General features: G+C 70.0%; 19 protein-coding genes. 10 read left to right on the top strand and 9 right to left on the bottom strand.

The window, feature by feature from the left end; genetic code table 11:
- Positions 1-133: 133 nt before the first annotated feature.
- Together AC3IF1_RS07440 and AC3IF1_RS07435 are read right to left on the bottom strand one after the other, a co-directional pair.
- A complete protein-coding gene (locus tag AC3IF1_RS07440) occupies positions 134-1396 on the bottom strand; it encodes an O-antigen ligase family protein (protein ID WP_489216910.1) in 1263 nt (420 codons plus the stop codon).
- Between the two features lie 184 nt (positions 1397-1580).
- Entirely contained in the window at positions 1581-2594 is a 1014-nt protein-coding gene (locus tag AC3IF1_RS07435; protein WP_243967809.1) for a CobW family GTP-binding protein, read from the bottom strand.
- A 294-nt stretch (positions 2595-2888) separates the two neighbouring features.
- On the opposite strand from AC3IF1_RS07435, the gene AC3IF1_RS07430 reads away from it, so the two are divergent.
- From AC3IF1_RS07430 to AC3IF1_RS07420, 3 genes are all read left to right on the top strand, one after another.
- Positions 2889-4214 (top strand): efflux RND transporter periplasmic adaptor subunit, encoded by a 1326-nt coding sequence (locus AC3IF1_RS07430; protein WP_243967811.1) that lies wholly within the window; start codon positions 2889-2891, stop codon positions 4212-4214.
- Positions 4215-4230: 16 nt separating this feature from the next.
- Positions 4231-7380, top strand: a complete 3150-nt coding sequence (locus tag AC3IF1_RS07425) for an efflux RND transporter permease subunit (protein ID WP_489216907.1) — start codon at positions 4231-4233, stop codon at positions 7378-7380.
- Positions 7381-7523: 143 nt separating this feature from the next.
- A complete protein-coding gene (locus AC3IF1_RS07420) occupies positions 7524-9065 on the top strand; it encodes an efflux transporter outer membrane subunit (RefSeq protein ID WP_489220343.1) in 1542 nt (513 codons plus the stop codon).
- Positions 9066-9072: 7 nt separating this feature from the next.
- Here the strand turns inward: AC3IF1_RS07420 and AC3IF1_RS07415 are convergent, their stop codons facing one another.
- The 4 genes from AC3IF1_RS07415 to AC3IF1_RS07400 form a co-directional block, all read right to left on the bottom strand.
- Positions 9073-9864: a flagellar hook basal-body protein gene (locus tag AC3IF1_RS07415; RefSeq protein WP_243967814.1), complete on the bottom strand. Its 792-nt coding sequence runs from the start codon at positions 9862-9864 to the stop codon at positions 9073-9075.
- 133 nt (positions 9865-9997) lie between these two features.
- Complete coding sequence (locus AC3IF1_RS07410; RefSeq protein ID WP_489216905.1) at positions 9998-10465, bottom strand: secondary thiamine-phosphate synthase enzyme YjbQ; 468 nt, start codon at positions 10463-10465, stop codon at positions 9998-10000.
- On the bottom strand, positions 10462-12351 hold the full coding sequence (locus AC3IF1_RS07405; RefSeq protein WP_489216903.1) for a cisplatin damage response ATP-dependent DNA ligase: 1890 nt from the start codon (positions 12349-12351) through the stop codon (positions 10462-10464). Before AC3IF1_RS07405 ends, AC3IF1_RS07410 begins: the two co-directional genes overlap by 4 nt.
- Positions 12348-13406: a ligase-associated DNA damage response exonuclease gene (locus AC3IF1_RS07400; protein WP_243966658.1), complete on the bottom strand. Its 1059-nt coding sequence runs from the start codon at positions 13404-13406 to the stop codon at positions 12348-12350. The genes AC3IF1_RS07405 and AC3IF1_RS07400 overlap by 4 nt, the downstream gene beginning before the upstream one ends.
- A gap of 68 nt (positions 13407-13474) precedes the next feature.
- On the opposite strand from AC3IF1_RS07400, the gene AC3IF1_RS07395 reads away from it, so the two are divergent.
- Positions 13475-14422 (top strand): class I SAM-dependent DNA methyltransferase, encoded by a 948-nt coding sequence (locus tag AC3IF1_RS07395; RefSeq protein WP_489216900.1) that lies wholly within the window; start codon positions 13475-13477, stop codon positions 14420-14422.
- Positions 14423-14490: 68 nt separating this feature from the next.
- Complete coding sequence (locus AC3IF1_RS07390) at positions 14491-15285, top strand: YoaK family protein (protein WP_243966656.1); 795 nt, start codon at positions 14491-14493, stop codon at positions 15283-15285.
- Positions 15286-15293: 8 nt separating this feature from the next.
- Here AC3IF1_RS07390 and arfB read toward each other — a convergent pair whose 3' ends face one another.
- Both arfB and AC3IF1_RS07380 read right to left on the bottom strand, forming a co-directional pair.
- Positions 15294-15725 carry an alternative ribosome rescue aminoacyl-tRNA hydrolase ArfB gene (gene arfB, locus AC3IF1_RS07385; RefSeq protein ID WP_489216898.1) on the bottom strand — a complete coding sequence of 144 codons (432 nt, stop codon included), beginning with the start codon at positions 15723-15725 and terminating at the stop codon, positions 15294-15296.
- A 140-nt stretch (positions 15726-15865) separates the two neighbouring features.
- Positions 15866-16162, bottom strand: a complete 297-nt coding sequence (locus AC3IF1_RS07380; RefSeq protein WP_243966654.1) for a BolA family protein — start codon at positions 16160-16162, stop codon at positions 15866-15868.
- Between the two features lie 109 nt (positions 16163-16271).
- Here AC3IF1_RS07380 and AC3IF1_RS07375 point away from each other — a divergent pair, with 109 nt between their 5' ends.
- The 4 genes from AC3IF1_RS07375 to cobT all read left to right on the top strand — a co-directional run bounded on the left by AC3IF1_RS07375 (position 16272) and on the right by cobT (position 20513).
- Positions 16272-16895, top strand: coding sequence for a J domain-containing protein (locus tag AC3IF1_RS07375; protein WP_489216895.1), 624 nt, complete (start codon positions 16272-16274; stop codon positions 16893-16895).
- 208 nt (positions 16896-17103) lie between these two features.
- The gene (gene cobS, locus AC3IF1_RS07370) at positions 17104-18087 is read left to right on the top strand and encodes a cobaltochelatase subunit CobS (protein WP_489216893.1); all 984 of its coding nucleotides are present in this window, start codon (positions 17104-17106) and stop codon (positions 18085-18087) included.
- Positions 18088-18104: 17 nt separating this feature from the next.
- A complete protein-coding gene (locus AC3IF1_RS07365; protein WP_489216891.1) occupies positions 18105-18599 on the top strand; it encodes a DUF29 domain-containing protein in 495 nt (164 codons plus the stop codon).
- Between the two features lie 6 nt (positions 18600-18605).
- On the top strand, positions 18606-20513 hold the full coding sequence (gene cobT, locus AC3IF1_RS07360; protein WP_489216889.1) for a cobaltochelatase subunit CobT: 1908 nt from the start codon (positions 18606-18608) through the stop codon (positions 20511-20513).
- A gap of 218 nt (positions 20514-20731) precedes the next feature.
- Here cobT and rpmB read toward each other — a convergent pair whose 3' ends face one another.
- On the bottom strand, positions 20732-21034 hold the full coding sequence (rpmB, locus tag AC3IF1_RS07355) for a 50S ribosomal protein L28 (protein WP_243966648.1): 303 nt from the start codon (positions 21032-21034) through the stop codon (positions 20732-20734).
- Between the two features lie 352 nt (positions 21035-21386).
- On the opposite strand from rpmB, the gene AC3IF1_RS07350 reads away from it, so the two are divergent.
- On the top strand, positions 21387-22337 hold the full coding sequence (locus tag AC3IF1_RS07350; RefSeq protein WP_489216886.1) for a DUF3108 domain-containing protein: 951 nt from the start codon (positions 21387-21389) through the stop codon (positions 22335-22337).
- Positions 22338-22399 lie beyond the last annotated feature (62 nt).

Genomic DNA, 22399 nt, shown 5'->3' with positions numbered 1-22399 from the left:
GGCGGCCGACGAGCGATGCCGCGCCCGGGGCCGCGTTTCAAGCGCGCCGGGGCGCGGCGGACCGCGCGTGATCTTTTTCCGAAGGCCGGCGGCCGTCTTTCGGGGCGATGCTACAATCCTCAGCCCGGCCGCTTCATGTCTCCGGAGGCCGACGACCAGCTCCCGGGACGAAGCGCCCGCCCACGCGCAGCCGCGCGGCCTCCAGGGCCCAGACCATGCCGAGCATCATGTAGACATGGCGCCACTTCTCGATGTCGATCTGGAAGGCCTGGAGGAAGAACATCAGCAGCGCCGGCCACACGATCTGCGCGTGCGCCCGGTAGGGCGACGGCCGCACCAGGAGCCGGAATCCGACGACGCTGGTGGTCAGCACGAGGCCGATGAACACCGCGCCCCCGAGCCAGCCGCCATTGGCGAAGGAGCCGATGTAGGAATTGTGCGGCTCCAGCCCGAAGACCAGCCGCCAGTGCATCGGCCCCATCCCGAAGGGGCGTTCCAGGAGCATGGCGAGGCCGCGGATCTGATTGCCGAAGCGGCCGGTCTCGCCCTCATCGTAATCCTGGGTCAGGGACGCCCGGGTCTCGAACATCTTGTGGACGTGATCGACCGAGAGCAGGCCGATCACCGCCACGGTGCCGAGCACGATCGTCGCCAGGGTCAGGAGCACGATGCGGCGGCGCAGGCGGACTGACGTGCTGCCCGCGTAGACCGAGCCGACCATGAGCAGCACCGCGACCGCGCTCCCGCCCCAGGAGCCGCGGGAGAACGACAGGAAGATGCCGGCCACGATGATCAGCAGGCCGAGGAGCGAGGCCAGCGGCCGCCGCGCCGCGCCGGTGAGCAGGCCGTGCATCAGGTAGAGGGCACCCAGCGTCAGGAACGAGCCGAACACGTTCGGATCCTGGAAGGTGCCCGACGCCCGGTCGTACTTGTAGAACAGGTCCTCGATGCCGAGCCATTGCAGGTAGCCGACGATGCCGAGCGCCGCCGAGAACACGCAGCTCGCCGTGTAGGCCTTCAGCGCCAGCTCCATCCGGGCCTGGGTGTCGTCGGCGAAGAACATCGCGAAGAAGATGCAGGTGATCGACAGGTAGATCAGCTGCACCGTCCAGGTGACCGGGAAGTCCTCGTTCAGGTACGGGAGCAGGGCGGTGACGATGGCCGCCAGATAGAGGAGCAGGAGGCCGAGCAGCGGCAGCGCCCCCCGGTGCAGCCGCACGCCGAGGCAGAGCCACAGCAGGATCGTGGGGATCGCCACCGCGTCGTAGGGCGAGGTCTCCGAGAAGGCGAAGCAGGCGAAGAAGATGAAGGCGGCAAACAGCGCCTTCGCCAGCCCCTCCACGACCACGATGAGCGGGATACCGGGCGCGGTTCCGGCGGCTGCGCTGTGGGCCATGATACGCGGGCTCCGCGGGCCGAGTACGCAGGCCCGCAGCCTCTAGAGTGACATTCAATCGTTGAGAATCGGCTTCGTGGGCGGAAAAGGACGTGTTGGCGTTTGCGCGCATGAGATTTCGGAGCCGCCGGGCACCCCCTCCCCCCTCTGCGGGGGAGGGAAACACACAGCGCCTCTCAGGCCCTCACACCCGGCAGTCCTCGAACCCCGCCTTGATCGCCGCCGGATCGAGGTTGCGGCCGATGAACACCACGCGGGACACCCGCGGCTCGTCCGGTCGCCAGTCGCCCTGCACGTCCCCGTCGAGGATCATGTGGACGCCCTGGAAGACGAAGCGCTTCGGCTCGTCCGGGAAGGCCACGATCCCCTTGCAGCGCAGGATGTCGGGGCCCTGGACCTGGGTCAGGTTCGAGATCCAGGGCATGAATTTTTCCGGGTCGACCGCGCCCTCGATCCGCGCCGAGATCGAGCGGATGTCGGAATCGTGGTGGTGGTGGTGCCCCTCCTCCAGGAAGTCGGGCTCCACCTCGAGGATCCGGTCGAGGTCGAAGGCGTTGCGCTCCAGCACCGCCTCGAGCGGCACCGCGCAGTTCTGGGTGCGATGGAGCTTGGCCAGCGGATTGATGGTGCGGATCTCGGCCTCGACCCGGTCGAGGTCCGCCGGGGCCACGAGATCGCTCTTGTTGAGCAGGATCACGTCCGCGAAGGCGATCTGGTTGCGGGCCTCCGGGGCGTCCTTCAGGCGGTCGGAGAGCCACTTGGCATCCGCCACCGTCACCACGGCGTCGAGCCGGGCGGCCTCGCCCACGTCCTGATCGACGAAGAAGGTCTGGGCCACCGGCGCCGGGTCGGCGAGACCCGTGGTCTCGACGATGATCGCGTCGAACTTGCCCCGGCGCTTCACCAGCCCGTCCATGATCCGGATCAGGTCGCCGCGCACCGTGCAGCAGACGCAGCCGTTGTTCATCTCGAACACTTCCTCGTCCGCGCCGACGACGAGGTCGTTGTCGATGCCGATCTCACCGAACTCGTTGACGATCACGGCGTAGCGCTTGCCGTGATTCTCGGTGAGGATCCGGTTCAGCAGCGTGGTCTTGCCCGCGCCGAGATAACCGGTGAGCACGGTGACCGGGATCTTGCCGGCGGGGGATCCGGCGGGGGATCCGGATTTGGCGGAAGCGGGGCTCGTGTCGGACATGGCGGCTTCTTCGACGGGGTGACGGGAGCGGGCGGGGCGGTTCGCCGGGAACCGTTGTCATATTGTAACAAATCCCGGCAAAGGAAGACGGTGTCACACGGTTTCGCGACCGGTGCCGCCAATCGATTGCACGCCGGACAAGCTTTGCTCTAGGCAGGCTGGGCCGCTGGGGAACACCCGCGCGGTTCGCCACAGAAAAGCACCAGCGGTCGCATTGATGTGAGTGGCGTTCCGGCGCGAATCGTACCCGTCTCAGCCAGCCCGGTCACTTCGTCCGGACGCAGAAGAACAGCCATGGACGCCCGAAACCCGCTGGAACAGGACGAGACCACCCTGGCACCGCCGCGCAATCGCCGGTGGTCGAGGCCCCTCGTCGTCGTCGCGCTCCTGGTGGTCGCGGGCGCCCTCGCCTTCGCCTTCCCGGATCGGGCCCGCGAGGCCGGCTCCGGCCTCCTCGCCTCGGTGACCGGCCTGTTCGGCGCCTCGGGCAACGCCGATCCGGGCATCGACGCGGTGAAGGCCGGCCCGGTGGAGCGGGTGTTCCGACCCTCCAAGGAGCAGCGCGCCGCCTTCGAGATCCTGCCGGTGGCGACCCAGATGTTCCGCCCGGAGGGCTCCGCCGAGGGCCGCATCGCCCTCAACGACGACGACAACGTGCCGGTGGTCTCGCCCTATGCGGGCCGGGTGACCAAGGTGCTGGTCCGGGCGGGCGACGACGTGAAGGCCGGCGACGTCCTCCTGACCCTGGAGGCCACCGACATGGTCCAGGCGCAGAATGACTATCAGGCGGCGCTCAACACGCTCCAGAAGCAGCAGGCGCTCCTGAAGCTCGACCAGACCATCGCGTCGCGCCAGCAGGAGCTGTTCCAGGCCCACGCCACGGCCCTGAAGGACTACCAGTCGGCCCAGAACGACGTGATCGCCGCCCAGAGCGACCTGAAGACCGCGGAGGCTTCCCTCGACGCGGTGCGGAACCGCCTGCGGCTCCTGGGCAAGACCGCCGCCGAGATCGCCGCCTACGAGAAGAACGGCACGATGAGCCCGGAGACGCAAATCCGGGCGCCGATCGCCGGCACGATCGTCCAGCGCAAGGTCGGCATCGGGCAGTACCTCTCGGCCTCCAGCGACCCGGTCTTCGTGATCGGCGACCTGTCGACGGTCTGGCTCGTCGCCAACGTCCGCGAGAGCGAGATCCCCAAGATCCGGAACGGCCAGGAGGTCGAGGCCAAGGTGGCGGGTTTCGGCACGCGGGTGTTCAAGGCGCGGGTGAATTACATGGCCTCCAGCCTCGACCCGGCGACCCGGCGGCTGGCGGTGCGCAGCGAGGTCGACAACCCGGACCGGGTGCTGCGCCCGGAGATGTTCGCCACCTTCACGATCATCACCGGCAAGGGCGAGCCGAGCCCGAGCGTGCCGGTCGCCGCGATCGTCTACGAGGGCGACCGGACCCATGTCTGGGTGGCCCGGCCGGACGGCGCCGTCGAGGCCCGTGACGTCAAGCTCGGGCTGATCAACGGCGACAGCGCCCAGGTGGTCGACGGGTTGCGGCCGGGCGAGCAGATCGTGACCCGCGGCGCCCTGTTCATCGACCGGGCGGCCACCGGCGACAAGGCGTCGTGAGCGAGGATCCGGCCCGATGAACGCCCTGATCGCCTTCTCGCTCCGGCAGCGCGTGCTGGTGGTTCTGCTGTTCGTCATGATGCTGGGCATCGGCTACGGCGCCTACACGCAGCTGAACATCGAGGCCTATCCCGACCCGGTGCCGCCGCTGGTCGACGTGATCACCCAGAATCCGGGTCAGTCCGCCGACGAGATCGAGCGCTACATCACCATCCCGCTGGAGGTGGCGCTGGCCGGCATCCCGAACGCCCAGGTGGTGCGCACCATCTCGCTGTTCGGCCTGTCCGACGTGAAGGTCCAGTTCAACTACGAGTACACGTACGAGGAGGCGCTGCAGCGGGTGCTCAACCGCCTGTCGCAGGCCCCGACCCTGCCCAACGGCGCCACGCCGCAGATCTCGCCGACGAGCCCGGTGGGCGAGATCATGCGCTACAAGCTCGTGGGCCCGGCGGGCTACTCGCCGATGGACATGAAGACCCTGCAGGACTGGGTGCTCCAGCGCCGGTTCAAGGCGATCCCCGGCGTGGTCGACGTCACCGCCTTCGGCGGCAAGGCCAAGGAATACGAGGTCGCCGTCGACCTGAACCGCCTGCAGGCGCAGGGGCTGACCCTGGTCCAGCTGACCACCGCGCTCAACAACGCCTCGATCAACGTCGGCGGCCAGACGCTGAATGTCGGGCAGCAATCGGCGGTGGTGCGCGGCATCGGCCTGATCCGCGACATGGACGACATCAAGGACACGATGATCAGCCTCGTCAACGGCACGCCGGTGCTGGTGCGGGACGTGGCCGAGGTGCGGGTGTCGAACGCGCCGCGGCTCGGCATCGTCGGCCATGATGACCAGCGCGACGTGGTCGAGGGCATCGTGCTCATGACCCGCGGCGGCAAGAGCCTGCCGACGCTGGAGCGGGTCGAGGCCGAGATCGACAAGATCAACAACTCCACGGTCCTGCCGCCGGACGTGAAGATCGAGCGGATCTACGACCGCTCGGGCCTGATCCACACCACCACCCACACGGTGATGCACAACCTCGTCTTCGGCGTGGTGCTGGTCTTCGTGGTGCAGTGGCTGTTCCTCGGTTCGCTCACCAGTGCGATCATCGTGGCGGCCACGATCCCGTTCGCGCTGGGCTTCGCGATCCTGATCCTGGTGGTGCGCGGCGATTCGGCGAACCTCCTGTCGCTCGGCGCCATCGATTTCGGCCTGATCGTCGACGCGACGGTCATCATGGTCGAGAACGTGTTCCGCCACCTCGCGGAGCCCAAGCACGTCAAGGGCGAGGCGCCGCCCGCCGGCCTGACCGGGCGGCTCGGCACCATCGCGATCGCGGGCCGCGAGGTGAACCGGGCGATCTTCTTCTCGGCCACGATCATCATCGTCGGCTTCCTGCCGCTCTTCACCATGACGGGCGTCGAGGGCCACATCTTCGGGCCGATGGCCAAGACCTACGCCTACGCGCTGATCGGCGGCCTGCTGGCGACCTTCACGGTCTCGCCCGCCCTCGCCGCGCTGATCCTGCCCCGGAAGCTCGAGGAGCGCGACACCCTGATCGTGCGGCTCACGCGCTTCGGCCACGAGCGGATCCTCGCCTTCGGCCTGAAGAACCGGGTCCTGACGCTCGCGGTGATGCTGGCGATCCTGCTCGTCTCGGGGCTGGTGGCGCGCAACCTCGGCCTGGAATTCCTCCCCCGCCTCGAGGAGGGCAACCTCTACGTGCGCGGCACCATGCCGTCCTCGATCTCGCTGGAGGCCGGCAACGCCTACGTCCAGCGCATGCGCAAGATCTTCCAGGAGGTCCCGGAGGTCACCACCGTCCTGTCGCACCAGGGCCGCCCGAACGACGGCACCGACGCCACCGGCTTCTTCAACGTCGAGATCCTGGCGCCGCTCAAGCCGATCGACCAGTGGCGCAAGGGGCTCGAAAAGGAGACCCTAATCCAGGATCTGAGCAGGAAGCTGGAAGACGAATTCCCGGGCATCGAGTTCAACTTCTCACAATATATTGAGGACAACGTCCAGGAAGCGGCCTCGGGGGTGAAGGGCGAGAACTCGGTCAAGGTCTACGGCAACGACCTCGTCCAGCTCACCAAGACCGCCAACGCCGTGAAGGCCGCGCTGGCCTCGGTGCCGGGCATCACCGACCTCTCGGTGTTCGAATCCCTCGGCCAGCCGACGGTGCGGATCGACGTCGACCGGCACAAGGCCGCCCGCTACGGCCTGTCGATCGGCGACGTGAACACCACGATCCAGGCGGCGATCGGCGGCCAGACCGCGGGCGACCTCTACGAGTACGGCTCGGACCGCCACTTCCCCATGCGGGTGCGGCTCGCCAAGGAGTACCGCTCGTCGCTCGCCGGCATCCGCAACATCGCGGTGGGCGCGCAAAATCCCAATGGCGGCGTGATCCAGGTACCGCTCTCGGAGATCGCCGATGTCGATCTCGTCTCCGGCGCCTCGTTCATCTACCGCGAGGATCAGGAGCGCTACATCCCGGTGAAGTTCTCGGTGCGCGGCCGCGACCTCGGCAGCACGGTGATCGAGGCCCAGCGCAAGGTCGCCGAGGCGGTGGACCTGCCGCCGGGCTACCGGCTGGAATGGGTCGGGCAGTTCACGAACCTCAAGGAGGCGGCGGCCCGGCTCAGCCTCGTGGTGCCGGTGACCCTGCTGCTGATCGCGCTGCTCCTGTACATCAACTTCTCCTCGGTGGCCGACATGCTGCTGACGCTGTCGGTGATCCCGATGGCGATGATCGGCGGCATCTTCGCCCTGTCCCTGACCGGCACGCCGTTCTCGATCTCGGCGGCGATCGGCTTCATCGCCCTGTTCGGCATCTCGACAATGGAGGGCGTGATCCTGCTGGCCTATTACAACCAGCTCCTCGAGGAGGGCTGGAAGCCCCAGGAGGCGGTCTGGCACGCGGCGGTGGTGCGCATGCGCCCGGTGATGATGACCTGCGTGGCCGCCTGCGTCGGCCTGCTCCCGGCCGCGATCTCCACCGGCATCGGCTCGCAGGTGCAGAAGCCGCTGGCGCTGGTGGTGGTCGGCGGCATCATCCTGGCGCCGAACCTGATCCTGGTGGTCATGCCGGTGCTGATCTCCCTGTTCTCCCGGCGCAGGCCGAATCTCGCGGCGCGGGCCCCGACCGAGCATCGGGCCGCCGCGTGAGCCGCCTCACGACCCTGCGGACCGGCCGGCAGCACGTTGCAGGCGGGCCACAACCTGCGCCCCGCGCACGCCATCTGGGGACGCCCGCATTGACTTGGCTGCGCGCCGCGCCGCTCTACCAGGGTATGGTCTTCGGGGGCGGAATGGTGAGCTGTGCGCCGATTCGGTGCGGACGGGCGGTCGCCGTGCTGGCCGCGACCGTGTCGCTGTCCCTGTCGGCCTGCGCGGTCGGGCCGAACTACGTGCCGCCCGAGGATCCGCCGGTCGGCCGCTACACCAAGGAGCCGCTGAAGAACCCTTCGGCCGCCGACAAGGTCCGCACCCGGCAGGGCGGCTCGGCGGATCAGAGCTTCGTCTCGGGCGCGGACATTCCCGGCTCCTGGTGGACCCTGTTCCACTCCGCGGCGCTGAATCGCCTGGTCGAGCAGGCCCTCGCCAACAATCCGAACCTCGAAGCCGCGCAGGCCTCGCTCCGGATCGCGCAGCAGAACGTGCTGGCCCAGAAGGGCACGCTCTATCCGAGCCTGACCGCGAACCCGCAGATCCAGGGCATCCTCGCCCCCGGCCTCGATCTGCAATCGCCGCTCAACAACCAGGCCCAGTACCTCTACAGCCTCTCCACCCCGCAGGCGGTGGTCTCGTACAATCCGGACGTGTTCGGCGGGAACCGCCGGCAGATCGAGTCCCTGGAGGCCACCACCGAGAACCAGCGCTTCCAGCTGGAGGCGGCCTATCTCAGCCTCACCGGCAACGTGGTGGCGGCCGCCATCCAGGAGGCGTCCCTGCGGGCGCAGATCGAGGCGACGCGCAAGGTCATCCAGGCGCAGACCGAGATCCTGCAGCTCTACAACAAGCAGCTGTCGCTCGGGCAGATCGCGGGCGCCGACGTGGTCCAGCAACAGGCCGCGCTGGCCCTGTCGCAGCAGCTGCTGCCGCCGCTGGAGAAGGCCCTGGCGCAGCAGCGCAACCTGCTCACCGCGCTCGCCGGCCGCCTGCCCTCCGACGAGGTCAGCGAGACCTTCGTGCTCTCAGCCCTGCGGCTGCCGACCCGGCTGCCGGTGAGCCTGCCCTCGCGCCTCGTGCAGCAGCGACCGGACGTGAAGGCCGCCGAGGCCCTGGTCCAGCAGGCCAGCGCCAGCGTCGGCGTCGCCGTGGCCAACCGCCTGCCGCAGTTCAACCTGACGGCGACCGGCGGGTCGAGCTCCACGCGGATCGCGCAGGTGACCAACCCGGGTGCCGCGTTCTTCACGATCATCGGGCAGGCCACGGCGCCGATCTTCGATGCGGGCACCCTGTTCCGGCGCCAGCGGGCGGCGGAGGAAGGGCTCACCCAGGCGCAGGCGCAGTACAAGGCGACCGTGCTCGGCGCCTTCCAGAACGTCGCCGACGCCCTGCGGGCGCTGCAGGCCGACGCCAGGGCGGTGGCGGCGGCCGACGCGGCGGTGAGCGCCACCAACCAGAGCCTCGGGCTGATCCGCAAGCAATACACCGCGGGCGCGGTCACCTCCTCGCAGGTGCTGATCGCCCAGCAGGGCTACCTCTCGGCGCTGATCACCTCGGCGAGCGCGCGGGCCACGCAATACGCCGACACCGCGGCCCTGTTCGTGGCGCTCGGCGGCGGCTGGTGGAACCGTGTGGACGTGGCGCCGCCCCCGCCCGAGACGGACCCGCTCAAGATCCTGTGACGCCGCCTCAGGCGTACATCGCGATGGCGTCCTGCAGCATCTGGTCGGCGGTGCTCATGACCTTGGTGTTGGCCGTGTAGGCCTGCTGCGTCTCGATCATCTTCGAGAACTGGTCCGAGATGCTGGAATTCGACTGCTCGACCGATCCGGCCGTCAGGGTCGCGCCGTTGAGGCCGTAGCTCGGCGTGCCGGACTGGCCGTTGGCCACGTAGGTTCCGCCGTCCAGGGAGGTCAGGTTGTCCTGCGTGCCGAACTGCGCGAGCGTCAGCGCGCCAAGCGGCACCGTGCTGCCGTCCGCGGCGGTGCCGGAGAGGGTGCCGGCGGGGGAGACAGCGAGGCTCGACAGGGTGTTGGCCCCGGTGGGCACGGTGACCGGCGCCGTCGCCGAGGCCCCGGCGAACAGGTAGTAGCCCGCGCCGTTGACGAGGTAGCCGTTGGCATCCGGCGTGAAGTCACCGCGCCTTGTGTAGGCCGTCTGGCCGGTGAAGCTCGGGCTCTGGTCCGTGCCGGAATTCGCCCGGACGATGAAGTAGCCGTTGCCCGAGATGCCGAGATTGGTCGATACGCCGGTGGATTGCAGCGTGCCCTGGATGCCGAGGGTGTCGCGGGTGTTGCTCGACACGCCGCCAGCCGGCTGCATCCCGCCCTCGGTCTGCGCGAGCATGTCGGCGAAGCGCGTCTCGGTGGTCTTGAACCCCGCCGTCTGGGTGTTGGCGATGTTGCCCGAGATGTTGTTCAGCGCGAAGGACTGGGCCGACGCACCGGAAATCGAGTTCGAGAGCGCGTCGAAAAGGCTCATCGGGGTCTCCCTGCGCCAGACCGGCATACCCACCGGTCTCACGGACACCCATCAGCACACGACATGGTTAACCGCCGGTGTGTGACCCGGTGTTGCCGATGCGCGTGGGCGCAATGCGACGCGCCGGCCGGCGTCACGCGCCGATCACGGTGAGCACGATCTCCCTCCGGTGCGGCCGGTCGCGATGCTCGATCAGATAGATCCCCTGCCACGTGCCGAGCGCCAACCGCCCATCGACCAGGGGGATGCTCAGGGCGGAATCCGTGATCAGGGTGCGGATATGGGCCGGCATATCGTCCGGCCCCTCGGCCCCGTGGACGTAGCCGGCATGTCGCGGGGCCAACCCGTCCAGGGCGGTCATCAGGTCGGTCTGGACGTCGGGGTCGGCGTTCTCCTGGATGGTCAGCGAGGCCGAGGTGTGCCGGCAGAACACAGTCACCAGCCCGTTCCGGATTCCGCTGCCGCGCACGAAGTCGGCGACCGCCGCGGTGAAGTTCGTGAACCCCGGCCCCGGGGTCGCGATGGTGAGGCGCCCGCTGGCGTGGCGCTCCACCGCGCCGGAGGCCAGCGGCTCCACCGGCCCGATCCTGCCCTGTTTCATGCGGTCGTCTCCCTCAGCGTCGCGCCCGGCGCGATCTCGCGCTCTCCCCGAGCGAGGATCCGCTCCAGCACGTCGATCCGGTCGGCCTCCGCGGGGGGCTTGTCCCAGCGGATGCGGCTGACCCGGGGGAAGCGCATCGCCACGCCCGACTTGTGCCGGGTCGAGCGCTGCACGCCCTCGAAGGCGATCTCCAGGACGAGGCCGGAATCCCGTCCGTGCGCGACCTCGCGGACCGGGCCGAAGCGTTTGGTCGTGTTGTTGCGGACGTAGCGGTCGAGCTTGGCGAGTTCCGCGTCCGTGAAGCCGTGATAGGCCTTGCCGACCGGCACCAGTTCGTCCCCGCCCTCCGGGGCCTCCCGCCAGACCCCGAACGTGTAGTCCGAGTAGAAGGACGAGCGCTTCCCGTGGCCGCGCTGGGCGTACATCATCACCGCGTCGACCACGTGCGGTTCGCGCTTCCACTTCCACCACGGCCCCTTGGGCCGGCCCGGGAGATAGGGGCTGGTGCGGCGCTTGAGCATGATGCCCTCGATGGCGTCCGCATCGGCGCCGGCGCCCACCGAGGCCGGGTCGGCCCGGGCGGCGGCCAGCGCCTCCCAATCCGCGAAGGGCACCAGGGGCGAGATGTCGATCCGCGCATGGTCGAGGCGGGTGACCAGGGCTTCGAGCGCCTCCCGCCGGTCCGCGAAGGGTTCCGCCCGCAGGTCGTCGCCGTCGAGGGTCAGGAGGTCGTAGGCGCGGACATGGGCGGGGAACTCCTCCAGGAGCTTGCCCGTCACGGCCTTCCGGTTCAGGCGCTGCTGGAGCACGTTGAAGCTCTGCACCCGCCGCTCGCGCAGGATCAGCAGTTCCCCGTCCAGCGTCCCCGTGAAGGTGATCGCCTCGGCCAAATCCGGGAACGCCCCGGTGATGTCCTCGCCGGTGCGGGAATAGACCTTCCCGATCTGGGCGCCCGCCCGGTCGCGGCCGCCGACCAGCTGGACGCGGATGCCGTCCCACTTCCACTCGGCCGAGAACGCCTCCGGCTCCAGCTTCTCCAGATCCGACTCCTCCTCGATCGGGTGCGACAGCATCGGCGGCCGGAACGGGGCCGGGTTCAGGGTCTCGGGCCGCGCGGCCCGGCCCTCCACCCAGGCGAACAGGGTCTCGAACGGCGGCGTGAGCCCATGCCAGACCTCCTCCACGGCATCGGCGTCGTGGCCGCCCAGCGCACCGACCGCATTCTTGGCGAGCCGCGCCGAGACGCCGACGCGGAGATTGCCGGTGACGAGCTTCAGGAGCGCCCAGCGCCCGGTCTCGTCGAGGGCGTCGAGCCAGTCGGCGAGGTGCCCGGGCAGATCCTTCTTCGGAATGGTCGCCAGGGTCTCCACGACCTCGGCCAGGGTCGGGACGTGCGGCGGCGGGTTGTTGTGGCCGATCCCGGCGCGCACATCCCCTCCCCCCTCCGCGGGGGAGGGTGGCCCCCGAAGGGAGTCAGGAGAGGGGAGAGACGGTGCAAGAGAGGGCGCGGCTTTGATGAGGGCATCCGCCCCATCCTGAAGCCGGGTTCCCCTCTCCCGACCCTCGCTGACGCGAGGGCCACCCTCCCCCGCAGAGGGGGGAGGGAGATCCTGCGGTGTTGGCCAGATCAGCGCCGTGGTCTCGGCGAGATCGCCCACGTAATTGTGCGACAGCCGGAACAGCACCGGGTCGATCCGCGCCTCCACCAGCCCCCGGATCAGGGCCGGCTTGGCCTCGCGAAAGCTCAGCGTGCCGGTCATGGCGCCGAGCGCGTAGCCGCGCTCCGGGTCGGGCGTGCGCGAAAAATAATCCTGCAGCATCCGCAGCTTGGCATTGCGCCTCGGCTCGTAGGCGAGGCGGTCGAGGAGGTGGGCGAAGTCGTTCACGCGGCCACCTCCGGCTCGGGACCGGTCTCCGCGGGGCCGGGCTCGGCCTCGCCGTCGTCGCCATACCCCAGGAGATGCAGCGGCCGCGCCGCGATGCCCTGCGTCCCGCACCAATGGACCAGGGCGTCCTCCTGGCCGTGCGTCACCCAGACCTCCCCGGCGCCGGTGTCGCGGATGGTGCGGCACAGGTCGGGCCAGTCGGAGTGATCGGAGATCACCAGCGGCAGCTCGACGCCCTTCTGGCGGGCGCGGGCGCGCACCCGCATCCAGCCCGAGGCGAAGCAGGTCACCGGGTCGGGGAATTTCCGCGACCACAGGTCCTGGATCGACGAGGGCGGGCAGATCACGATCGCCCCGTGCAGATCCTTGCGCTCGGCCGCCGCCACCTTCGGCGTGTCGCCGAGCGGCACGCCCTCGTCCTTGTAGAGGGCGGTGAGCTTCTCCATCGCCCCGTGCAGATGGATCGGCCGGTCCCAGCCCTCCTCGCGCAGCAGCGCCATCACCCGTTGCGCCTTGCCGAGCGCGTAGGCGCCGACGATGTGGGCCCGCTCCGGGAACAGGGCCACCGACGCGAGGAGCTTGCGGACCTCGCCGCGGGTGTCGGGATGGGTGAAGACTGGCAGGCCGAAGGTCGCCTCGGTGATGAACACGTCGCAGGGCACTACCTCGAAGGGCAGGCAGGTCGGGTCCGGCGCCCGCTTGTAGTCGCCCGAGACCACCACCCGGGCGCCCTCGTGCTCGATGGCGATCTGCGCCGAGCCGAGGACGTGGCCCGCGGGGGCGAAGCGCACGGTGACGTCGCCGATGCGGATCGCTTCCCCGAGCCGGGCCTCCTGGCGCTGCGCGCAGAAATCCGCCCCGTAGCGCACCGCCATGATCCGCAGGGTCTCGGGCGTCGCCAGCACGTGGCGGTGGCCGGACCGGGCGTGGTCGGCATGGCCGTGGGTGATCAGCGCGCGCTCCACCGGCCAGGTCGGATCGACGTGGAAGCGCCCGAGCGGGCAATAGAGACCCTCGCGGGTCAGGGTCAGGAGATCGCTGGCGCGTATCGGCATCGGGTCCGTGCTGCCGGTGGAATCCGCCGGTGGCCCCGGTATATAGGCGCCCCCGATCCGGCAGACGCATGGCCTCGCAGCACAGTTCCGGCGACCTCCTCGCCGACCGCCGCTATCGTTACGCGGAAGCCTGCCTGGCTGAGGGCGACCATGAAGCCGCGGCGGACCTCGCCGGGCAGGTCCTGGAGCGTGCGCCACGCTACGCGCCGGCTTGGCTGCTGCTCGGCCGGGCCCGGGAGGGGTTGTCGGTGTCGCGCGGCGATCCGGACCTGCGGGACGCGGCGGCCCGGGCCTATGCCTGCGCCCTCGACATCGACCCGGACGACACGCTCGGCGTGCGGGCGCAGCTCGTCCGCCTGGGGTTCGGCGACGGCCTGCCGGCCCTCTCCCCCGCCTATGTCAGGGCGCTGTTCGACGGCTACGCGCCACGCTTCGAGCGCCATCTGGTCGAGGGCCTGGGCTATGTCGGCCCCGAACTGGTCCGGGCCGCGCTCCCGCCGGACCCGGCGCAGTTCGCGACAGCGCTCGATCTCGGCTGCGGCACCGGCCTGATGGGCGCGGCGATCCGCGACCGGGTCGACCATCTCACAGGCATCGATCTGTCCCCCGGGATGCTGGCCCTGGCGCGGGCCAAGGCGTGGCAGGGCCGGCCGCTCTACGACCGTCTCGCCGAGGGCGAGCTCGGCGCGTTCCTGGCCGGACAGGCGGACGGGTCGGCCGACCTCTGCCTCGCCGCGGACGTGCTGATCTACGTTCCGGACCTCGGTCCCGTCCTGGCGGGGATCTGCCGCGTCCTGCGGCCGGGGGGCCTCGCCGCCTTCACGGTGCAGTCCCACGACGCGGCGGGCACTGCGCTGGGCGCGGACGGGCGCTACGCCCACGCGGATTCGCATATCGCGGCGGCCGCCGCCGTGGCCGGCCTGGAGATCCTGACCCTGCAATCCGCCGATGTCCGCCGGGAGGGTGGCGCGCCGGTGCCGGGGCGCGTCGTTGTGTTGCGCCGCACTGCGGCATGAAACCGCTGCGCTATACGTCCATTGTCAGTCGGTCGCGGCGGACGCGGCCGCTGCATCGGGGGATCAGCATGGCGGAGTACGGCAACCGGACCGGAGGAGGCGTGTCGGAGCGCAAGCCCGAACCGCCGGCGGACAAGTCCTTCCCGGCCGATCCGCGCAGCCGCATCGCCTTCGCCATCGCGCTGGCCCTGCTGGCGGGCTGCGCGGATTCCATCGGCTTCCTGGAATTCTCGCAGCTGTTCATGTCGTTCATGTCGGGCAACACCACGCGCTTCGGCGTGGCGGTGGCGAACGGCGACTGGGAGAACGTCACACGGGTCGCCAGCACCATCAGCCTGTTCTGCTTCGGCGCCTTCCTGGGGACGCTGATCGCCGCCTGGGTCGGGCGCTGGCGCCTGGCGGTGCTGCTGACGCTCCAGGCGCTGCTGCTCGCCGGCGGCCTGCTGATGCCCTGGGGCACCTTCGCCTATCCGCTGCACGCCTATCCGATCGTGCTGGCGCTGGGGCTCCAGAACGCGACGCTCCAGGACGAGGGCGGCCGCTCCCTGGCCCTGACCTACGTGACCGGCGCCGTGGTGCGCTTCGGCACCGGCTGCGCCAACCTCCTGCTCGGCACGGTGGCGCCCTCGTTCTGGATCCAGGCGCCGCTCTGGGCCGGGCTCAGCACCGGCGCGGTGATCGGCGGCCTCCTCGACATCCGCTACGGCGAATCGGCCTTCCTGTTTCCGGCCGCCCTCGCGGCGCTCCTGGCCCTGATCGCCATCGCGATGACGATCGCCCGGCCGGGCAGCACCCTGGTGGCGGGCTCGTCCCCGGCGCCGGACGCGAACCCGAAGGCCGCGGTGATCGACGCGATCCACTGAGGGCGGTCTCAGCTGTCGGAATCCCGGTAGCTGCCCCGCCCCTGCTTGATCGTGGCGCGGCTCTTCTTGGCGACGATCCGCCGTTCCTTCGAACCCTTGGTGGGCTTCGTCGGGCGGCGGATCGGGGGCGGCGGCTTGGCCGCCTCCGCCACCAGATCGACGAGGCGCTGCAGGATGTCGGCCCGGTTGCGCTCCTGCGTCCGGTGCCGCTGCCCGGTGAGCACGAGGACGCCGTCCTTGGTTATCCGCCGCCCGGCGAGCCGCACGAGGTTCGCCTTCACGCGCTCGTCCACGGAGGGCGAGCCGAGGATCGACCAGCGGAGCTGGACCGCGGTCTCGACCTTGTTGACGTTCTGGCCGCCCGCCCCCGAGGCGCGCAGGAACGACAGCTCGATCTCGTCGTCGCCGATGGCGATGCGCGGGGTCACCCTCAGGGACATGTCGGCCTCCGGGCGCGGTTACCCCGCAGATGGGGCGGCGCGGACCCGCGCGCCGCGGGGATGCGTGCCGGGGCCAGCATCGCCATGTCTCCTCCCGAAAGCCGCGTGCCCATCGGGAACGAGGCCGGACGCGCCCGGGTTCAGGCCGCCTCGTCCGGCGTGCGCGCGCGCAGGGCCAGGGCGTGGAGGCCGCGCTTGAACGCATCGTCCATCAGCGCGTTCACCAGCCGGTGCCGTTCGACGCGGCTCTTGCCCGCGAAGGCCGACGCGACGATGTCGAGCCGGTAGTGGGTCTCGCCCCCCGGCCGTGCCCCGGAATGGCCGGCATGCAGATGCGACTCGTCGATGACGTCGAGCCGCGCCGGCGCGAGCTGCTCGCGCAGCCGTGCCTCCATCCAGTCCCGCAGGGTTCCCCCGCCGCCCGCACCGTCAGCCATCGCACCCTCGCGTCGTGTTCAGGAGATTCCGTCAAGCCCGATCCCGCGCATGCGTCATCAGGCCCGATGCCCTTGTGTCTCAGGTCCACCCCCTCATAATCGGCCCGTCATGGATCTCAACTCGCGCCTGTTCGACAGCATCCGGATCAAACCGTCCTGCGACGAGCCGAAGGCCGCGGCCGAGGCGACGTGCGAGAGCCCGGGCTGCACGCAGCCGGGCCCGCATCGCGCGCCGAAGGGTCGAAAGGCGGAGGGCCAGTACTGGCGCTTCTGCATCGACCATGTCCGCGCCTACAACGCCAGCTACAACTATTTCGACGGCATGAACGACGCCGCCGTGCAGGCCTATCAGAAGGACGCGATCATCGGTCATCGCCCGACCTGGGCGATGGGGGTGAACCCGGCCGGCCAGGGCAAGCCGGCCGAGGAGCCGACCCGGGATTGGGCTTATGTCGATCCGCTCGGCATCCTGCGCGGTGCGGGCGTCGACGACGGACGCCGCCGCGCCCGCCAGCCCGAGCCGGAAAAGCCCCGCCGCACCGCCACGGTACGCCGCGCCCTGGACGTGATGGGCCTCGAAGAGGGGGCGGACGCCCCTGCCATCAAGGCGCAGTACAAGGCGCTGGTGAAGCGATTCCACCCCGACGCGAATGGCGGCGACCGCTCGTTCGAGGAGCGGCTGCGCGACATCATCCGCGCCCACGACGTGCTGCGCACCGCCGGCCTCTGCTGAACGGCACGAAGGATGCACGCCGGTTCGACCCCAGGATGGGGAAACCGCGCGACGCGGCCCTATATGGAGGCCATGCCGGTCGGTGGCGCCTCGGCGCGTCGCCGTCTAAGGATGGCTCCGCCCCGCCGCGGAGGCCCGGCTCGACGTTCTTCCGCGCGGATGCGCCACCGGTTCAGGGTGGCGTCGTCCGCGCCTCACGAGGTTCCGAATGCTCTCTGACGACACGCCCGCCCGGCTCCCCGACCGCACCGTCTCCGTCCGCGAGGTCTTCGGCATCGACCTCGACCTCAAGGTCCCGGCCTATGCCGAGTCCGGGGAGCACGTTCCCGATCTCGATCCGGACTACATCTTCGATCGGGAGACGACGCTGGCCATCCTGGCCGGCTTCGCGCGCAACCGGCGCGTGATGGTCACCGGCTACCACGGCACCGGCAAATCGACCCATATCGAGCAGGTGGCGGCCCGGCTGAACTGGCCCTGCATCCGCATCAACCTGGACAGCCACGTCTCGCGCATCGACCTCGTCGGCAAGGACGCCATCGTCCTGCAGGACGGCAAGCAGGTGACCGCCTTCCAGGACGGGATCCTGCCCTGGGCGCTTCAGAACAACGTCGCCCTGGTGTTCGACGAGTACGATGCCGGCCGCCCGGACGTGATGTTCGTGATCCAGCGCGTGCTGGAACTGTCGGGCCGGCTGACGCTGCTCGACCAGAAGCGCGTGATCCGCCCGCACCCGGCCTTCCGGCTGTTCGCCACCGCCAACACGGTGGGGCTGGGCGACACGTCGGGCCTCTATCACGGCACCCAGCAGATCAACCAGGGCCAGATGGACCGCTGGTCGATCGTCACCACGCTGAACTACCTGCCGCACGACCGCGAGGTCGACATCGTGCTGTCGAAGGCGGTGCATTACCGGGGCGACCAGGGCCGCGACATCGTCAACCGCATGGTGCGGGTGGCGGACCTGACCCGCAACGCGTTCATGAACGGCGACCTCTCCACCGTCATGAGCCCGCGCACGGTGATCACCTGGGCCGAGAACGCCGACATCTTCAAGGATGTCGGCTTCGCCTTCCGGGTGACGTTCCTGAACAAGTGCGACGAGCTGGAGCGGACCCTGGTGGCCGAGTTCTACCAGCGCGCCTTCGGCAAGGAGCTGCCCGAGAGCGCGGTGAACGTCGCCCTGAGCTGAACCGCATGGAGGACGCGATGGCGCATCCGGCCCTGACACGCGAGGACGCTCCAGCGGCTTCGTATACCGAGGGGCGGACGCGCTACGCGGACGACCTCTACACCTGGGTCCAGGCGCAGGTGGCGCTGCTCCGCGCCGACCGGGTGGACGTGCTCGACCTCGAGAACATCGCCGAGGAGCTGAGCGACGTGGGCCTGAGCGAGTGTTACCGGCTCCAGAGTGCGGTCGAGATCATCATCCTGCACATGCTGGAGTGGGACCATCAGCCGGAACGACGAAGCCACAGCTGGGCGCTCAGCATCGCCGAACATCGAGAGCGAGCTCTGATTCAACTGCAGAAGAGCCCAGGTCTGAAGTCGAGCCTCGATGAGATCCGCCACAATGCGTTCCGGCTCGGTCGCCTCGGAGCGGCCCGGCAGATGAAACGCGCACCCAAATCCCTGCCCGCGGAATGTCCCTACACCTGGGACGAGACCCTGAATCGCCCCTTCGACTTCGACGACGACCGGTAGCCGCGCATGTCCATCTCCAACCGCAAGCCCGGCGAGCGCCGCGAACCCGTGGCCGAGCCCCTCAAGCGCTCGGTGGCCGGATGCCTGCGCGCCATCGCCCGGCGCTCCGAGGTCGAGGTCACCTACGCCACCGACCGGCCGGCGCTCACCGGCGACAAGGCCCGCCTGCCCGAGCCGCCCCGGAAACTCTCGGCGCAGGATGTCGCGGTGCTCCGCGGCAACGCCGACGCCATGGCTCTGCGCCTCGGCTGCCATGACATCACCCTGCACCGGCGCTTCGCCCCGGAGAACGCGGCCGCTCGGGCGGTCTACGACGCGGTGGAGCAGGCCCGGGTCGAGGCGATCGGCTCGCGCCGGATGGCGGGTGTCGCCAGCAATATCACGGCGATGCTGGAGGACCGCTACCACCGCGGCGGCAAGTACGAGAGCATCACGGATCGGGCCGACGCGCCGATGGAGGACGCGGTCGCCCTGATGGTGCGCGAGCGCCTGACCGGACAGAAGCCGCCCCAGGCGGCCGACAAGATCGTCGCGCTCTGGCGCGAGCATATCGAGGCCAAGGCCGGCCCGAACCTAGACGGGCTGCTCGGCTCGATCGAGGACCAGCGCAAGTTCGCCCGCTCGGTCCGCGACCTGCTCACCTCGCTGGACATGTCGGACGAGACGCCGTTCGACGCCGAGGACGACGACAACGACGACGACAACGACGCCCAGGACGACGAGCAGAACCCGAGCGAGGGTGATTCGGAGGAGAAGAGCCAGGGCGAGCGCGCCGAGATCGAGACCTCCGAGGAGGCCTCCGACGAGATCGAGGAGGGCGCCCAGGAATCGGCCGACGCGCCCTCGGGCGAGTTGCCCGAGGAATCCGAGGACGCCGAATCCGAGGAGGCCTCCGAGGCGTCGCGGCCGCCGCAGCGCCAGGGCAACGAGGCGCGCGGGCCCGAATACCGGGTGTTCAACCCCCGGTTCGACGAGGTCATCCACGCCGAGGAACTCTGCGACGCCGACGAACTGTCACGCCTGCGCGCCTATCTCGACAAGCAGCTCTCGCATCTGCAGGGCGTGGTCGGCCGCCTGGCCAACCGGTTGCAGCGCCGGCTCCTGGCCCAGCAGAACCGCGCCTGGGATTTCGACCTGGAGGAGGGTCAGCTCGACCCGGCGCGGCTCGTCCGCGTGGTGATCGATCCCTACCAGCCGCTCTCCTTCAAGCAGGAGAAGGACACCAACTTTCGCGACACGGTCGTCACCCTGCTCCTGGACAATTCCGGCTCGATGCGCGGCCGGCCGATCACCGTGGCGGCGACCTGCGCCGACATCCTGGCGCGGACCCTGGAGCGCTGCGGCGTCAAGGTCGAGATTCTCGGCTTCACCACCCGGGCCTGGAAGGGCGGCCAGAGCCGCGAGGCGTGGCTGGCCGCCGGCAAGCCGCCGAACCCGGGCCGCCTGAACGACCTGCGCCACATCGTCTACAAGTCGGCCGACGCCCCCTGGCGGCGGGCGCGAAAAAACCTCGGTCTGATGATGCGCGAGGGGCTGCTCAAGGAGAACATCGACGGCGAGGCCCTCGACTGGGCGCACAAGCGCCTGCTCGGCCGGCCGGAGCAGCGCAAGATCCTGATGGTGATCTCCGACGGCGCGCCGGTGGACGATTCGACCCTGTCGGTGAACGCCGGCAACTACCTGGAGCGGCACCTGCGCTGGATGATCGAGGAGATCGAGACCCGCTCGCCGGTTGAGTTGTTGGCGATCGGCATCGGCCACGACGTGACGCGCTACTACCGCCGTGCCGTCACGATCATCGACGCCGAGGAGCTGGGCGGGGCGATGACCGAGAAGCTGGCCGAGCTGTTCGAGGAGGATGGATCGCCCACGCCCACCGGTCGGGCGCTGCGCGCGGCCGGCGGCCGGCGTTAGGAGCGGGGTTCCCGAAGGGCTCAGCCCTTCGGCGGGATTCGGGGGCGGAGCCCCTGATCTTCGCGGGGCCCTGCCCTGGACCCGCAACGGGTCTCAGACCTTTTGAGACCCTGACTTGTCCAGACTCGATCCCGTCCGGGCATGCGCAAACCGCCGCAGCCTGAATGGCTGCGGCGGTTTGCTTCGTCGGATAACGGTCGCGCGGAAGCGCCCGAGGCTCAGGCCGCCTCAGCCGGGGTCTCGGCGAGCTTCTTGTGAAGCTCGCGCTTCAGGAGGCGGGCGGTCTGCGACAGGTCGCCCTCGCCGGCCTTGATCAGGAAGGCGTCGAGTCCGCCGCGATGCTCCACCGAGCGCAGGGCGTGCGCGGTGACCCGCAGGCGCACGCGCTTGCCGAGCGCGTCGGACTGCAGGGTGACATTGCACAGGTTCGGCAGGAACCGGCACTTGGTCTTGTGGTTCGAGTGGCTCACGAGGTGGCCGACCTGAACGGCCTTGCCGGTGAGTTCGCAGCGGCGCGCCATGATGACTTTAGATCCCGTCTCGTTCCGCCCGATGAGACCCGATCGCGGCCGGCGCGATCGTCGTCGCAGCGGGCGGCGCCCATTGCGTGTTCCAGGTCCAGCGGAGTCCTGTTGAAGGCGCGAGCCTATAGGCGACGGAAGGGCGATGCGTCAAGGGAGCGGCGCCGAGACGGGCCGCATCCGCGATCCAACGGTCTGTTAACCACGATGCCGGGATATAACCTTCATCCGCTCGCAGAAAGGCGCCACGCCCGGCACTTGCCGTCGCGGGGAGGCCGTCATGCAGGCGAGTTCGAGAGGGCGTGCGCAAGCTGGTGTCTTGGGCCGCCGTCCTTGGGATGCGATCCGGATCATGAGTGCCACGCCAGCCCTTCGGACGATCGAGCCTTTGACGACGCACGCCGCCGGCCGACTCGCGGGCGGCCTCCTGGCGCTCGCACTCCTGGCGGGGCCGGCCGATGCCGGCGCGCGCGGGGCGCGTTCGAAGCGGGCGGCCGCGGCCCCCGCGACCGTGGCGGTCGATTACGGGATCAACCTCGCCGGCCTGCCGATCGGCACCGCGCGGCTGGCCGGGGCGTTCGAGCGCGACCGCTACGTCATGGACGTATCGGCGGTGCTGACCGGCCTCGTCGGCGCGATCACCGGCGGCAAGGGCTCGGCCCGCGCCTCCGGGACCTTCGCGGCGGCGCCCCAGCCCGGCGCCTTCGCGATTGCCACCCACACGGCGAGTTCCGGCATCGCGGTGCGCATGGCCCTGGCCCGCGGGACCGTGGTCCAGGCGGAGATCACCCCGCCGCTCGTGGACATGCAGGACCGGGTGCCGGTCACCCAGGCCGACAAGCGCGGCATCATCGATCCGGTCAGCGCGCTGCTGATGCCGACCCAGGCGCGCGGCGAGCCGCTCGACCCGGAGAACTGCAACCGGACCCTGCCGGTCTTCGACGGCGCGACCCGCTTCAACGTGGTGCTGAGCTACGCCGAGACGCGGCCCGTGCAGAAGCCCGGCTATGCCGGCCCGGTCCTCGTCTGCACGGCCCGCTATCAGGCGGTGGCGGGCCACCGCCCGGACCGCCCGGGGGTCAAGTTCATGGAAGAGAACCGCGAGATGTCGGTCTGGCTCGCCCCCGTCGAGGGGACGCGGGTGCTGCTCCCGCTGCGCATCTCGGTGCTCACCACCATCGGCACCAATATCATCGAGGCGACGCGCTGGACCCAGGGTGGCCCCACCGGGACCGCCGGTGCCGGCGCGACAGGCACCGCCGCCGCGCAGGCGAGCCTGCAAGAACACCCGCCGGGACAGTAGCCACGCGGATCGCTTTGACCGGCGGGCGATTTCCCGGCACGCATGCCCGGCGCGGCACACGC

It is taken from the genome of Methylobacterium sp. E-012 (assembly GCF_057836545.1).
Note: the sequence above shows the minus strand (reverse complement) of the source record. Positions and strands in the feature narration are given on the sequence as shown.